At 47.9% G+C, this 13143-nt stretch carries 13 protein-coding genes; 5 read left to right on the top strand and 8 right to left on the bottom strand.

The annotated features are described in order from the left end of the window. Positions 1-69: 69 nt before the first annotated feature. A complete protein-coding gene (locus tag J6J28_RS04095) occupies positions 70-1356 on the bottom strand; it encodes a DEAD/DEAH box helicase (RefSeq protein WP_301720047.1) in 1287 nt (428 codons plus the stop codon). Positions 1357-1648: 292 nt separating this feature from the next. Here J6J28_RS04095 and J6J28_RS04090 point away from each other — a divergent pair, with 292 nt between their 5' ends. Next, the gene (locus J6J28_RS04090) at positions 1649-2041 is read left to right on the top strand and encodes a hypothetical protein (protein ID WP_301720046.1); all 393 of its coding nucleotides are present in this window, start codon (positions 1649-1651) and stop codon (positions 2039-2041) included. Positions 2042-2300: 259 nt separating this feature from the next. Here the strand turns inward: J6J28_RS04090 and J6J28_RS04085 are convergent, their stop codons facing one another. The 4 genes from J6J28_RS04085 to J6J28_RS04070 form a co-directional block, all read right to left on the bottom strand. Beyond that, positions 2301-2507, bottom strand: a complete 207-nt coding sequence (locus J6J28_RS04085) for a hypothetical protein (RefSeq protein ID WP_301720045.1) — start codon at positions 2505-2507, stop codon at positions 2301-2303. A gap of 795 nt (positions 2508-3302) precedes the next feature. Beyond that, the gene (locus tag J6J28_RS04080) at positions 3303-4109 is read right to left on the bottom strand and encodes an alpha/beta fold hydrolase (protein WP_301720044.1); all 807 of its coding nucleotides are present in this window, start codon (positions 4107-4109) and stop codon (positions 3303-3305) included. Positions 4110-4281: 172 nt separating this feature from the next. Next, positions 4282-4686, bottom strand: coding sequence for a hypothetical protein (locus J6J28_RS04075; protein WP_301720043.1), 405 nt, complete (start codon positions 4684-4686; stop codon positions 4282-4284). A gap of 100 nt (positions 4687-4786) precedes the next feature. Further along, positions 4787-5101: an antibiotic biosynthesis monooxygenase family protein gene (locus J6J28_RS04070; RefSeq protein ID WP_301720042.1), complete on the bottom strand. Its 315-nt coding sequence runs from the start codon at positions 5099-5101 to the stop codon at positions 4787-4789. 181 nt (positions 5102-5282) lie between these two features. Here J6J28_RS04070 and J6J28_RS04065 point away from each other — a divergent pair, with 181 nt between their 5' ends. Beyond that, complete coding sequence (locus tag J6J28_RS04065) at positions 5283-5828, top strand: putative glycolipid-binding domain-containing protein (protein ID WP_301720041.1); 546 nt, start codon at positions 5283-5285, stop codon at positions 5826-5828. Positions 5829-5941: 113 nt separating this feature from the next. Here the strand turns inward: J6J28_RS04065 and J6J28_RS04060 are convergent, their stop codons facing one another. Then, positions 5942-6826, bottom strand: a complete 885-nt coding sequence (locus J6J28_RS04060; RefSeq protein WP_301720040.1) for a LysR family transcriptional regulator — start codon at positions 6824-6826, stop codon at positions 5942-5944. A gap of 130 nt (positions 6827-6956) precedes the next feature. On the opposite strand from J6J28_RS04060, the gene J6J28_RS04055 reads away from it, so the two are divergent. Then, a complete protein-coding gene (locus J6J28_RS04055) occupies positions 6957-7685 on the top strand; it encodes a CPBP family intramembrane glutamic endopeptidase (RefSeq protein WP_301720039.1) in 729 nt (242 codons plus the stop codon). Between the two features lie 29 nt (positions 7686-7714). Here the strand turns inward: J6J28_RS04055 and J6J28_RS04050 are convergent, their stop codons facing one another. Together J6J28_RS04050 and J6J28_RS04045 are read right to left on the bottom strand one after the other, a co-directional pair. After that, entirely contained in the window at positions 7715-9142 is a 1428-nt protein-coding gene (locus tag J6J28_RS04050) for a S41 family peptidase (protein WP_301720038.1), read from the bottom strand. A 75-nt stretch (positions 9143-9217) separates the two neighbouring features. Further along, positions 9218-10480, bottom strand: a complete 1263-nt coding sequence (locus tag J6J28_RS04045; RefSeq protein WP_301720037.1) for a winged helix-turn-helix domain-containing protein — start codon at positions 10478-10480, stop codon at positions 9218-9220. Positions 10481-10654: 174 nt separating this feature from the next. On the opposite strand from J6J28_RS04045, the gene J6J28_RS04040 reads away from it, so the two are divergent. Next, positions 10655-12616: a serine hydrolase gene (locus J6J28_RS04040; protein WP_301720036.1), complete on the top strand. Its 1962-nt coding sequence runs from the start codon at positions 10655-10657 to the stop codon at positions 12614-12616. A 94-nt stretch (positions 12617-12710) separates the two neighbouring features. Beyond that, positions 12711-13100 carry a RidA family protein gene (locus J6J28_RS04035; protein WP_301720035.1) on the top strand — a complete coding sequence of 130 codons (390 nt, stop codon included), beginning with the start codon at positions 12711-12713 and terminating at the stop codon, positions 13098-13100. Positions 13101-13143: the final 43 nt, after the last annotated feature.

Below are 13143 nucleotides of genomic sequence, written 5' to 3'. Positions count from 1 at the left end.
ATAGTTTCTACCAGCCTGATTTAATGATGCCTGAAGTGCTTCAGCGCACTTCAGGCACAATTTCTAAGCTTAATCACCCTTGCGAGGATTGTTTCTGCGGCTGGCATCACGGCCTCTGTTGCCGTTGCCACCCGAACGCTTGTTGCCGCCACTACCCTGCGGTTTACGCGGTGCGCGCGGGGCACGTTGACCCTGCTTTGGCGGCGGCGTTTTGCCGGTCAGTTGAACGTCGGCAAAACCTTCCAGTTTGTGCCGTTCTATCGGCTGGCCGATCAGCTTCTCAATGGCTTTTAAGGTTTTAAATTCTTCATCCATCACCAATGAAATCGCATGACCAACCTGCCCTGCTCGGCCGGTACGGCCAATGCGGTGCACGTAGTCTTCAGGGACTTGCGGTAGATCGTAATTGATCACGTACGGCAGCTTTTCGATATCGAGTCCACGCGCGGCAATATCGGTCGCGACCAGTACGTTAACCTTGCCTGATTTGAAGTCCGCTAATGCTTTGGTGCGCGCGCCCTGACTTTTGTTGCCGTGAATCGCGGCGGCCAGGAAACCATCGGCGTCGAGCTGCTTCACCAAGCGGTTGGCACCATGCTTGGTACGTGAAAACACCAGCACTTGCGGTAGATTAAGATTACGCAGCAATTGCATCAGCATGCGCGGTTTTTCGCTCTTCGCAGCCGCGTACATGATCTGATCGATACGCTCTGCGGTCGAGTTTGGCGGCGCTACTGAGATCTCTACCGGGTTGTTAACCAGGCTCTTCGCCAGTGTACGGATATCATTGGAGAAGGTCGCCGAGAACATCAGCGTCTGGCGCTTGGCCGGCAACAACTTAATAATTTTCTTAATGTCGTGGATGAAGCCCATGTCGAGCATGCGATCAGCTTCATCAAGCACTAACACGTCTAATTTCGGGAAACGCACGGCGTTCTGCTGGTACAGGTCCATCAAACGACCTGGTGTGGCGACGAGGATGTCCACGCCTTTGCGCAGCTTCATCATCTGCGGATTAATTTTCACACCGCCAAAGACGACCGCGTAGTTTAACGAGAGGCCAGCACCGTAGGTTGCAACACTCTCACCCACCTGCGCCGCAAGTTCGCGCGTCGGCGTAAGGATCAATACCCGCGCCGTGTTGGGTTTGGCGCGCTCGCCATCTTTGAGCTTTTCTAAAATCGGTAAGGTAAAGCCTGCGGTTTTACCCGTTCCTGTTTGTGCCGCAGCCATCACGTCATTACCAGCGAGTACCGCTGGAATCGCTTGCGCTTGGATAGGAGTTGGTTCTGTATAACCTTGACGTGTAAGGGCGGTAAGAATTTCAGGGCAAAGTCCGAGTTCAGAAAAAGTCATGTATAAATGTGCATCCCATTAGTGATAAGAATGCACATTCTACCTTAGTGAGGCGCGCGCTGCAGTTTATTTCATTCGTTGGTGTGCTATCGCGCTGCAAGCAGCACTCTGCTCGGCCCTGTGTCCGCTTTCTTTTCTTTCTCATGGCCGGTTGCTGCCAGCAGCGCCACGCTTATCTCTATAATATTATTGGTTTTTTGCTCTTTTCTTGTCTAATGTTAAGTCAGTGATAGGAAATTAGAGCTGTCGTTAGTAGACAAATTTAATTATCGATCTTTATTTGGAGGTGGGTATGAGTAACGAAGAGAATGTACCAACGCAATTTGGTATTTTTTATCCAACGGGTTATATCGTCGTGGCGTTTCCGGAAAAGGACGATGCCTGCAAGGTACAAGAAGATCTAATGACCGGCGGATACGAAGAAGCTGAGTGCAAGCTTTACGAAGCCGATAAAATTGCCTCCATAGCGAAAAGCCATCTTGAAGACGCTGGCCCCCTAGCGAAGTTAGGAGCCAGTGATGATTATGAGAAAAAGCACTTAAAAGCCGCAAAAGACGGTTGTACGTTCTTAGTCATCCACGCACCTAATGATGTTGACGCAGACCGTGTCATGCGAGTCGTTCGTCGGGTATCGTTTGAATTAGCTCACCGCTACCGACACCTGGCAATTCAAGATCTAAAGTGATCACTTTAGATTAAGCAAAATGGTCATTACAAAACTGCGCACGGAAATGTGGGGTTCAGAGGTCTGCTCTTCTCCGAGAGTGACCTTTCCCCTCAAGTAACACCAGCTTTGATTAAGGCTATTATCCACAGACACACTAAAAATCACTGACCCTAATTTAGGGGGACACGTCAGTACCGATACCTTTATTGGCGCTATTTCCGTTAAGAGCCTTAAATGGTAATTAAGTTTCTTGATGTTCCACAAGAGCTGTAATTATTTAGTTTGCTGAAGGTAGATCTTTTTTCAATGCGAGAACCATCAAGAAAATCAAACCAATTGGAGGCATCAAAGCGGAGAATAAAGCAAGAATAGACACTAAAATAGGCGTTTCAGTTTTTCGTTTACCTAAGTAGAATCCTGCAATTGCAAAAATAACCGCTAGAATAATTATTGTTTGCCCAACTAATGTTGCATTTATGTCCATGGGTATTCCTTATCACTCATTAGCGCATTGATGCACTAGAATATTTATTGTTATGAAATTTTTAAATTACCACACCAGTTAGAATGAAGTAACCAATTATATGGTAGAGCCTGATACTAATGAGCACGTTTTCCTGCCGAAAGAATAAAGGCCAGAGTTGTAACTTAGTATTTGGGCTGGGTAGAGCAAACACAAGGTCCGCTAATCGCTCGCTTCGGACCTTCGTCATGCCTGCAGAGTGCCAATTACCGACGTTAACCCTTCATCATTCTTGTAATTATTTACCTTCTGCAGTCGAAGTGCCTTATTGACCATGCTCCACCGCTATCAAGACAGGAGTCGATGAGAAGCTGTTCCTTCGCATAGGGATATAGTCCGCCCAGGATTACAATTATCGTTACCAGTTTGGCTATCCAATTCGAACGTAAGCTTTGCCATCTGAACTGGAAAAATATACTCAAAACTAATAATGCTAGGCCACGCCAACCCCAAATAAGACCGTTTTGATACCAAGCGTTTGCAACATCATTCTGTGGACCGCCTGCAACCCAGAACGAAAACAGGCTTTGGTTTAGGCATAAGAGTCCAGCGATAATAAATATCAAGGTAAAGGTACCTCTAAAAATTCTTTCTCGAAGGTTCAAATGACTTTCCTTAGATTCGGCAAAGGCTAAAATTAGTCGGGTTAATCGCCCGCGACAACCTACCCGAATACCCTACAACTTTGCGATAGCAAGGGGAAACAGAATTGAACAAATTAACTTCCGTTCCTCGCTCTGAGCAGACGTTGTGATACTACTTCTCGAGCTTTTGCATCAATGACAAAAGCTCACTAATGACCAACTCAGGCTCATCCAATTGTACAAAGTGACCGCTTTTTTCAGTTAAAACAGATTTACCTTGAGGAAACGCGGTCGTCCAATTCTGCCAAAGCTCACCCCACATTTTTCTTCCTTGATCAGTGAAGAATAAGTTCGGTGGGTTCTCCATTTTCTTTACCGAAGTAATGACGGTTACTGGCATATCTTTAATTTGTGGGTAATCGGGTAACGGCCGCTTACTCCAAAAGTCCAAATATTGATTGGACATGCCACCTTCCATATCGGCGAGTTTGATTTGAGCAATTTCTTCGTTGCCCTTTTCTAAGTCGATAGCGCGTAAAATATCAACATCATGCTCGGACGAGGGATCTAACATCATCAGCGCTTTTATCTGCTCGGGGTAAGCTGCCGCAAAATCTCGTGCAACACTTCCCCCATAGGAGTGAGCGACTAATATGACAGGTTGTTGAATACCTAGTTCGGTTAGCAGAGCGCTAGCTTGTTCAGCGTAGTCTTGCGAAGTAAAGTGCTGCTTGATTGCAGTAGAGTTACCATTACCGACTCGAGAATAGCGAATGACTTTTGCGTGCTCTGATAGTCTTTCAAAAACAGGTTCCCAGTCAGACATGCCTGCGCTGCCGCCAGCCTCCAAAAGAATAACTTCACTACCACTTCCTGCAATCTCATATTCGAGGTCATATCCCTTAACTTTCACAAAGTCGGGATTAGCAAAAGCAACCACCGGAAATAAGAGACCAAAAAACAGCCAACCAAATTTCATTATTTTTTCCTTAAAAATCTGCTCCCTTAATGAAGGGCAGTTATTGCAGTTAGGCCGACTGTGTTTAGAGCGCAATTCGCTGTCAGCCAACAGCCGGCGTAGCCTCCGACGCGAACAATTCAGAACAACACTCAGTTACTTGAGCATCCAGTAAAATCACCCTTTCCCACGCTCACTTCCACCACCCTCTCAGCCTAGCCGCAACATAAGGCGAAAGAGTTGTTACCAGAAGAACCACAAGCCAGATATTGCCGTCTTTAAATGAATAAGCCTCAAGCAACTCAGGCCACGACTTGCCTTGCCATAGCCCGAATGAAAATTCAAAAACAAGCGTCAGCGCGAGCCAGCTTATCCCAACTATAAAAAGCTGAGCGTTGCTTTTAAGCTGCAGCCAGGGAAGCGACAAATAAGCGACGACAAGGATCAAGCCTGAGAGTATCAATCCGCTTAGTACGAGTGCGGCAGGAGTACCGAATGTGGGGAGAAGTACAGACTCGCGCAGTAATCCGTTGGCAATAGCCAGGACAAGGATCCCCGCCCAAACCAATAAAACTTTTAAAGCGACTCGCATAGTCATCGCTTGCTCCTGAACGCTTAGTATTTTTAAAGTCTGCGTAACCCAAACCGGAAAATAGATGAGCAGCCGATAGAAGAAAACATGCTCTCACTTATCACTATCAGGCCTGCTCGTTTTTTAAAAGGTCTGACACAACCGAAAGTCTGCGTATTGACCTCGGTTTGCCACCCACTAACGTCGCGCGCATAGCTTCCCGCACGGATAAATCCTCGTCAGACCAATGTTGCTCACTTTCGTACACCTCTACGCTGGGCCACTGAGCATAAGCTACGTAAAGGCCATCTTCTTCGCGGTGCAACCTAGAACCCAGACTGCCAAAATTGCGATAAATAATTTCTGTGGTTTCGTCCCAGGCTTTTAAAAATTTGTCTTCAAAGCCCTTCTTAACTTCGAACTCCAAAAGAATACCAATCATTATTACTCCCGCAAATCCTGAACAAAATCATCGACGATCAAAAATCAGTATACCCAAAAATTAACTACTTAGACTTCCGATATGTGCTCTGCCATAAGCTTATGCCCCGCAGCGATAAACGACCATTGCCATCATAACTGTGATTATATACAGTATCGATTTTTATCGAAGGGGAAAACCGATGAGCATTATTGCTGAAGTCTGTTGGCGAAGTGAGGAATTAAACAGCACTGAAAACTTCCGATTAATTCGTCAACAAGCTCATTGGCTCTTGGAAGGCGATGTAACCATCACCGAATCAAGTCGTTCAGCTCAGTGGCTCTATCAAATTACTTGCGACCCTAATTGGCAAACGAAGGAGGTTCGCATTCAACACTCCCGAATGGCACCGTTAACCTTCTCACGAGACAACGAAGGCAAATGGTACCAGAATCGGGTTTATCTACCGGATCTTAATGGGGCCGACGACATCGATCTCGGATTTACTCCAGCCACCAATACACTGCCCATTCGACGCCTGCAGCCTGAGATAAATGAAACCATAATTTGTCATGCAGCCTGGTCTCGGCCAAATGACTGCAGCATCGTTCCAGTCGAGCAATATTACACTCGCCTCGGAGCTAATTTATATGAATACCATAACCCTTCCAGCGGCTTTCGGACTCAACTTGATGTCGACCAGCATGGTCTTGTGAAAACGTATGGTGATATCTGGTTCGCAGACTAAGGAGGGCTAACGAGAATGCCGTTCATGTCATGGCGTTTAAGGGAAACTCAGCATTCCAACAAAAGCACCGCCATCGACTCTGTAACTAGAATAGCAAAGGCCTCTTAGCCCGGCTAAAACTCCCATTCATGTCGCTTCGCGATAAAGAAGTCTAAGAATGCACGAATTTTAGCCTGGATCGGTCTGGACGGGTGGTAGTAAACGTAGACCTCAGCTCCCTCCCACCAATCATCCTGAAGGACTGGGCACAACCGTCCCTGCTTGATTATTTCCTGCATTGCCGCTGTATTAACTGGCAGGTTAATTAAACCGAGTCCGGCTTCTGCTAACTCTAAATGCCCGGCTACGGTTTTAATCTGACAGTTTGGCGTAACATACTGGGGCTGGCCATCGACGCCCCTTGCAATAAGCACATTACTGGGTTGGTTATGCAAATAGCCGATCACCTTATGTCGCTCGAGATCGGCAACGGTTTTAGGCGTGCCCATTTTCTTTAGGTAATCAGGCGAGGCAAATATTCCATAGGTCGACGCCCATAATGCCTTGCGCTTCAAACCTGGATACCGTTGTCCAAGATAATCGCCAACAGCCCAGAATACGTCGTAGTCATCATCAATAATGTCGATGACGGACTCTTTGACATCTAAAGCAATGCCAAGCTCCGGATACTTTGCAGTGAACTCAGCCATCCAGGGTACCAGCGTCTCGTTGACGATATCGTTCGCCTGACAGACGACACGCAATTCACCGGTGACCGAGCTCTCGCTAGTTTCTCGCCAATGAACCAGTTCCTTGTAATGTTCCAGGAAAGCCTCAGATTTCTTTTTAAACTTGGCGCCGAATTCAGTGAGAACCAGTTTGCGGCGGGTTCGTATAAACAGCGCTTGATTGAGTTCGCTTTCCAGCCGCGCGATCTGTTTGCTGATCGCCATCACCGTCTTTGACTCGGCTTCCGCAACTCTGGACATATTGCCGGTCTCTGCAACCTGACAAAACACGCTTAGATCTCTTGGGTGTAACACGTGTAAACCTTTAGTTTAGTTTTTCTATACTATTAATACATTTATTTATGAACCGCAAGTGATTAATCTTTCTGCATCAACAAAGAATGCAAAATGAGGAAATGTCATGCAAATACAAGCGGCTGAATGGTTCATGCTGTTACTCGTCGTAGCGATGCCGGTATACAGTCTTTGGGAGTCCGACAAAGTCAAAGTTGCCATCATCGAGGGCAGGAAAACAAAACTCCGCGCCTATAAGGAAGCTATTATTTTTCTGTGGATACCAACGTCGGTGCTGCTGGCGTTATTATTTAGCGGCCGACTATCGCCATCTGAGCTTGGGTTAGTATGGCAAGGTAACTTATCGAACTGGATCGGTGCTGGCCTGGTTCTCGCCGTTTCTGCTTATTTCTTTTACTCTATCTATGCCCTGCTGAGTCATCCTGAGAAACTGGACGAGTTTCGTGATGCCGCGCAAAATAGCGACTGGATGGTACCTGCCACCAGTAAAGAGCTGCGCTGGTTCACGCTGGGCCTATCGGTCTCCGCTGGAGTCTGCGAAGAGTTGTTGTTCAGAGGCTTCATCATTGGCGTGCTGGGCAACGTATTCGGCGTAATTCTCAGCTTAGTTGTCGGAAGTCTGCTATTTGGTCTTTGCCACTTGTATCAAGGCTGGGGCAACGTCTTGCGTACCGCGATCATAGGCTTAGTTCTTGGCATCATCTATATCCTAACCGAATCGCTCTGGGTGGCCATCGCGCTGCACATACTGATAGACGTCTACGGCGGATTTATCGGCTATGCCTTACATAAAACCAAACCTGTTGCGTCTGAACCTAAAGAGGCTGTGTCGTAAGCCGGCAGCCTCACTGAAGCAGCGCTTAGCTACTGCGATTTAATATAGTCAAGCGCTTGGTCAAGGCTATTGATATCTTGGTCAGGAACCACGCCTGATGGTTCGGTATCACCATTAGGGCGAACGATTAAAGCTTTGGGATACGCCACCTGAATACCTGTATTTTTAAGTGTGAAATGCTCGATTGAGGCATAAGTCGTCGCTAAATCAGCAGTTTCCTGCCCTAAAACCAGGCCAAACTCATAATCCTGAATAATAGCAGCGACAGAAACCGCATTGCTGTATGAGGTTTTATCGATGAGTGCGTATATCGCCACTGGAAGATGAGCGATATTTCTTTCCCGACGGTTGGGTGGAGTTTCAGTAAGTGGAAATGAGACAATTTCCCCATTTTTGTAAGTCCCGTAAAATCTGTCGAGTTGCCCATTAATATCGCTTGGATTCGCGCTGTTTTCCAGGCGCTCAGTATTGGCTTGTCGGGATAATTCAGAAACTTTAATTTTAAAGTCCGAGGCAAACTTGAAGGGGCGTTCTGCAAACCAGGCAATCATCAAATCACTAAAGCTATTTGAGCCGCCCGGATTATTACGTAGGTCTATCAGAATATTGTCCACGCCTTCTCTTACAAAGTGGCTAAAGGCATCGTCTATAAATTTCTCAAAAAACTGAGTGTTCCATGTGTCATCGCCAGAGCCTTCTTCAATGTTGTAAAAGGGGCCGGGTTTTAAGTAACCAACACCATCAATAATTTTATACTCACGGGCTGGACCAGAGGAACCTTCATGAGGTTGTCTGATCCCGTCTGAATGTTGCTCAAAAGCAAGCGTGGGCTGTTTCAGGGAATAGATTTCACCAGTATTTTTTCGACGCAGCCTCAAGCTATATTCAGCTTGCTCGCCATGATGCAACCAGACCAATGGCGCAAAGCTTTGCTCAGTAACACCATCACGCAGATAGTCATTATCAGCAGCAACATAGTGTTGTAGTTCTGCTATCCAGACAGCGGCATCAACACCATTGACCGTCAGAATTTCATCACCCGCCGACACGCTATCCGAGGTGCCGTAATAGTCATCGACATAGACTGCATGGCCACGTATCGAGACCGAAAGAGGTAATAATTTACCGCCACTCGATAAATACTCTCTAAGCGCCTGAATTGGGAAGTCGATTTTAGTATGGGCGATTTGAGCCAACGCTGTGAAACGCATAAAAAGTTTATGTGCTTCGAGCGTGGTGAGCGGCTTATCAAGCTTCTCAAGTTCTGCATCAAAGTAGCTTTGAAATGTGGCCTTGGGTGTATGTGCATAGAGGTCATAGCTCGCGTTCTCCAGCTTTTCGTAGAGCTGGCGAAAGTCCTCTTTTAGTTCATCTGGTGAATGTAGGTTGCTGGCGTCAGCCGAGGCAAACCCAGCTAAAAGTAAAAGTGTGAATAGACAATAGTTAATGGTGTGCATAAGGAGGTTACCGATCATGAGTCAGGCAACGAGTTTACAAAACCACGGCGCGAACATCCTGACAAACCTCTCTTTTTATTCGGACAAAACCCTGACAATGCCGTCACACTCATGGCTTGTCTTTAATTTTTGATTAAGGTTACGACATAGCGCCAGAGCCTGCTCGCTATCATTAGCTGCGGCAGCAAGGCGCGCCAAACCCAGTGTGCTGTCTTCGTGCAATGGTGTGTAATGAAGTGCCTGGCGATACCAGTACTCGGCTTGCGCATAATTGGCTTGCTGAAGATAGAGGCTACCGATAAGCTCAGCGACGTCGCTTATCCAGGGTCTTATTTGAACTTCGTTGTCGGTGTAAGCAACCATCATTGCGTTAAAGGCGCTCTTGTAATGTTCCCTGGCACTCTCTGTATCACCTTGTGCACTGGCTAATTCGCCAAGGTTAAGCAATACAGACCAAGCCTGCGGCGATACTGCTAAAGCTTGTTCGTAAAAGGTGATAGCGAGCTCGAACCGCCCTTGCGCCGATAACACAAAGCCTTTAGCTTTCAACGCAGCGGCATTCTCTGGCTCCAACTCCATTGCCCGTTGCGCGTACGCGCCCGCACGTCTCACTGCCTCTTGTGCTGCGGGCTCAGCTAAAACGCCATCCTCCAGACTTTTGGTAAGAGAAATGAAGGCTTTATCTTCGCCTGACCAGCGCATAACACGTTGCACTATCGCGTTAGCCAAGCCTGCGTAAGCTCTGGCTGAATCGGGCTGTAACGCGAGATGTTGCTGATAGAGCGTCATTGCCATTTCATTATCAGCGAGTCGCATTTGATGGTAGAAATCATCTGCTTGCTGCAACCGGTCAGCGCCCCGCTCGTCCTTTTCAGTTTGAGGCAGGAGCCAAATCAAGAGCACGACTGCAGCAAGGCAGCAAAGAAGAGTGATGACGGTCAGCTTTCGCTTGCCAACCGCGCCAGATGAGGCTAATTCCGGACGAGTATCATGCTGAACAGTTTTTACCGGAGCGACCAGCCGGTATCCTCTCTTTGGTACGGTTTCGATGTACCTGGGAGCCTTGGCTTTATCCCCTAGCGCAGCACGTAACCTTGAGACAGTCCGAGTAATAGTATCGCCACTGGCATAAGTTCCGCTCCAGACACGTTCGATTAACGTGTCTTTTGTCACCACCTGCCCAGCACTCTCCACTAATACAGAAAGCACCAAGCAAGCCTTAGGCTCCAGCCGAATATTATCTGCTTCCGAATGAGATACATGCGCATGCTGACACCGACCACTCGAAAGCTCGATAATCCACTCACCAAGTTGTATTGAGTTAAGTTCTTTTACCATGGCGCTAACGTTGTGTTATGACTGCTAAAGAATACACATTTCATCGTTCCCCAACCATCCTTTTATAATACCCAATAGTGCCTCCGCTCTCGATTTCCGCTCACACCTGTTTACAAATTCAGCTTGATTCTGTAACAGCCTGTGGGTCTAATAAACAAAAAACCGAGAAAAATCATGACCCTTAATAGTATTCGCGTTGGCCTCTTGGCCTCGGCACTCCTTTTAATCGGCTGTAATGAGCCTGGCTATCCGGAGCATTTGCAGGTGCAACGTATTGACCAAAGCGATCTTCAGGCACTGTTAATTGCGCCGAAAGAGAGCGCAGGTGCGATGCCAACGGTGATCGTGCTAGGCGGCTCAGATGGCGGATTAGGTGGCGCGCAAGCGACCGCACAAGCTCTCGCTGAAGAAGGCATTGCGGCGCTGGCCGTCGGCTATTTTGGCCTGCCAAATTTGCAAGAAACGCTTAACAGTATTCCACTTGAGTATTTTGATGCGGCGCTTAACTATATCGATACCTCAACGCAGCTAAGTCGTAATCAGTGTCAGCAAGTGCCGGTTATGGGGAGTTCGCGCGGTGCAGAACTCGCTTTACTGCTCGGCGCGAACTCCAGCGACTATGGCCCGGTGATGGCTATTGCGCCCAGTTCTCACGTATGGGGAGCTGTGGGCGATACTCAAGCATCAGCCTGGACCCTTAACGGCCAGCCACTCACCTTTGTGCCGCGCCACTCCAACCCTGACTATTCCGCGCAACGCTTTATTGGCCGAGGCTATTTTCAACAGGATTTACAACATGCTGATGCCGTGGCGGCTCGCATTGATGTGAATTCGATTCAGGGTGAAGTTTTGTTGTTTGCCGGCGCGGATGACCAGCTCTGGCCTGCCGACGAAATGGCTCAGGCCATACAAGCGCAGCTTGCGACCGTCGGACCGGCAGCGCGGGTGACATCCATCATTTATCCAGCTGCAGGTCATGCCATCGCGCCCGGGCTGCCGAAGAATCTGACCGAAGTCACACTTGGTAACTCGCAGACGATCGTCCTGGGCGGACGCCCAGAGGACAATGCTGCGGCCCAACAGGATATTCTGCGCCGTGCAGTTGCCGCAATTAAGAATCCAATATGTTATGACAGCAAGGCATCCTTTAATGCCCATAAGCTCGACGAGCTAGAGCAGTTTCTGCAAACCTCGGGAACCTCGTCAATGGTCCTTATGCGGGCCGGTGAAGTCGTGTTTGAGTATGGCGACATCCATGAAAAACACACCATTCACTCCATTCGCAAGGCCATGCTGAACTCGCTTTACGGCATTTACGTCGAACGCGGGGTAATCAACCTCGATACTACTTTGGCTGAACTGGGCATTGATGATTCAACACCATTGACCGAGGCCGAGAAGACCGCGACCATACGTCAGTTGCTGCAATCGCGCTCGGGCATCTACTTACCCTCTGCCGCAACCTCAGAAGGAATGCTCGCAGCCATGCCTCCACGCGGTAAGTTCAAGCCCGGTGAGCAATACATCTATAACAATTGGGACTTTAATGTCGCCGGAGCCGTTTTTGAAAAATTGACCGGCGAATCGATCTACACTGCCTTCTACCGGGAAATTGCTAAGCCATTAGGTATGCAAGATTTTAAAGGCAGCTACACAACCATTGATGAAGACACCGACATTAGTCAGCTAGAAGTGGATGGTTTTTATCAATATGAACCTGAGCTATCTAAATTCCCAGCGTACCATTTCCGTATGTCTGCATATGATATGGCACTTTACGGGCAGCTCTACGAAAACTTCGGCGTATGGAATGGCCAGCGCATCTTGTCACGTGAATGGATAGAACAAAGCACCACGTCCTACTCCTTAACCAATCGCTACATGGACTTTGGTTATGGCATGCTTTGGAATGTCATCAACCCCAACGAGCAACGCCCCGAACCTGCGTTTTTTCATACTGGCATCGGCATCCACATGCTCGGTGTTTACCCTAGCTCTGATCTTGTCTTCGTTCATCGCGTGCACACGGAAACCGATTATCAATTTGATCAGCAAAACCTTTATAGCATCATCGGCCAAGTGTTCGGCGCGCTTGAAACGCGCCACAGTAATGAACCAGCAGACACCGATAAGTGACCGGATGGCACTAAATAGTGTCAGGATCACTTTCCTCGACTACATTAAATGCTTCTTGACTCGCTTAGGCGAACAACTCTGAGGAGCAACGCAGATGAGCATTGAACGGGATTACTTTCAATTACGGCCAGAGGTCGAAAAGGCTTATGGTTACACGCATGCCGTCAAAATCGGCGATGAAATTAAGATCTCCGGCGCAGTAAGCATGGATGATCAGGGCGCGCCCACGGCTGTTGATGACATCGAGCAACAAATGAAAAATGTCTATGCTGATCTGAAAAAGGTCTTAGCGCATTATGGCTGCACCTTCGACCATGTCATTGTTGAGAATGTCTTCACCACGGATATGGCCGCCTTTCTGGCGGTGTCCGAGTATCGCAGTCAGCTCTATACCAAGCACTTTCCCACCGGTTCCTGGCTGGAAGTGAAAGGTCTCGCGTTGCCGGAATTTATGGTCGAGATTGAGCTCGAGGCGCGGGTTTGAACACTGTCTGAAAAAGATGACAAAACGCTTCAATAAGATCGCG

It is taken from the genome of Pseudidiomarina terrestris (assembly GCF_030466375.1).
Taxonomy (GTDB): domain Bacteria; phylum Pseudomonadota; class Gammaproteobacteria; order Enterobacterales; family Alteromonadaceae; genus Pseudidiomarina; species Pseudidiomarina terrestris.
The sequence above is the reverse complement of the archived record's forward strand: the minus strand, read 5'-3'. Positions and strand labels throughout refer to the sequence as shown.

What these genes read in the sequence shown, in the direction of transcription:
- J6J28_RS04095 (WP_301720047.1), bottom strand. Translation starts at nt 1,356, where the DNA reads ATGACTTTTTCTGAACTCGGACTTTGCCCTGAAATTCTTACCGCCCTT.
- J6J28_RS04090 (WP_301720046.1), top strand. Translation starts at nt 1,649, where the DNA reads ATGAGTAACGAAGAGAATGTACCAACGCAATTTGGTATTTTTTATCCA.
- J6J28_RS04085 (WP_301720045.1), bottom strand. Translation starts at nt 2,507, where the DNA reads ATGGACATAAATGCAACATTAGTTGGGCAAACAATAATTATTCTAGCG.
- J6J28_RS04080 (WP_301720044.1), bottom strand. Translation starts at nt 4,109, where the DNA reads ATGAAATTTGGTTGGCTGTTTTTTGGTCTCTTATTTCCGGTGGTTGCT.
- J6J28_RS04075 (WP_301720043.1), bottom strand. Translation starts at nt 4,686, where the DNA reads ATGACTATGCGAGTCGCTTTAAAAGTTTTATTGGTTTGGGCGGGGATC.
- J6J28_RS04070 (WP_301720042.1), bottom strand. Translation starts at nt 5,101, where the DNA reads ATGATTGGTATTCTTTTGGAGTTCGAAGTTAAGAAGGGCTTTGAAGAC.
- J6J28_RS04065 (WP_301720041.1), top strand. Translation starts at nt 5,283, where the DNA reads ATGAGCATTATTGCTGAAGTCTGTTGGCGAAGTGAGGAATTAAACAGC.
- J6J28_RS04055 (WP_301720039.1), top strand. Translation starts at nt 6,957, where the DNA reads ATGCAAATACAAGCGGCTGAATGGTTCATGCTGTTACTCGTCGTAGCG.
- J6J28_RS04050 (WP_301720038.1), bottom strand. Translation starts at nt 9,142, where the DNA reads ATGCACACCATTAACTATTGTCTATTCACACTTTTACTTTTAGCTGGG.
- J6J28_RS04045 (WP_301720037.1), bottom strand. Translation starts at nt 10,480, where the DNA reads ATGGTAAAAGAACTTAACTCAATACAACTTGGTGAGTGGATTATCGAG.
- J6J28_RS04040 (WP_301720036.1), top strand. Translation starts at nt 10,655, where the DNA reads ATGACCCTTAATAGTATTCGCGTTGGCCTCTTGGCCTCGGCACTCCTT.
- J6J28_RS04035 (WP_301720035.1), top strand. Translation starts at nt 12,711, where the DNA reads ATGAGCATTGAACGGGATTACTTTCAATTACGGCCAGAGGTCGAAAAG.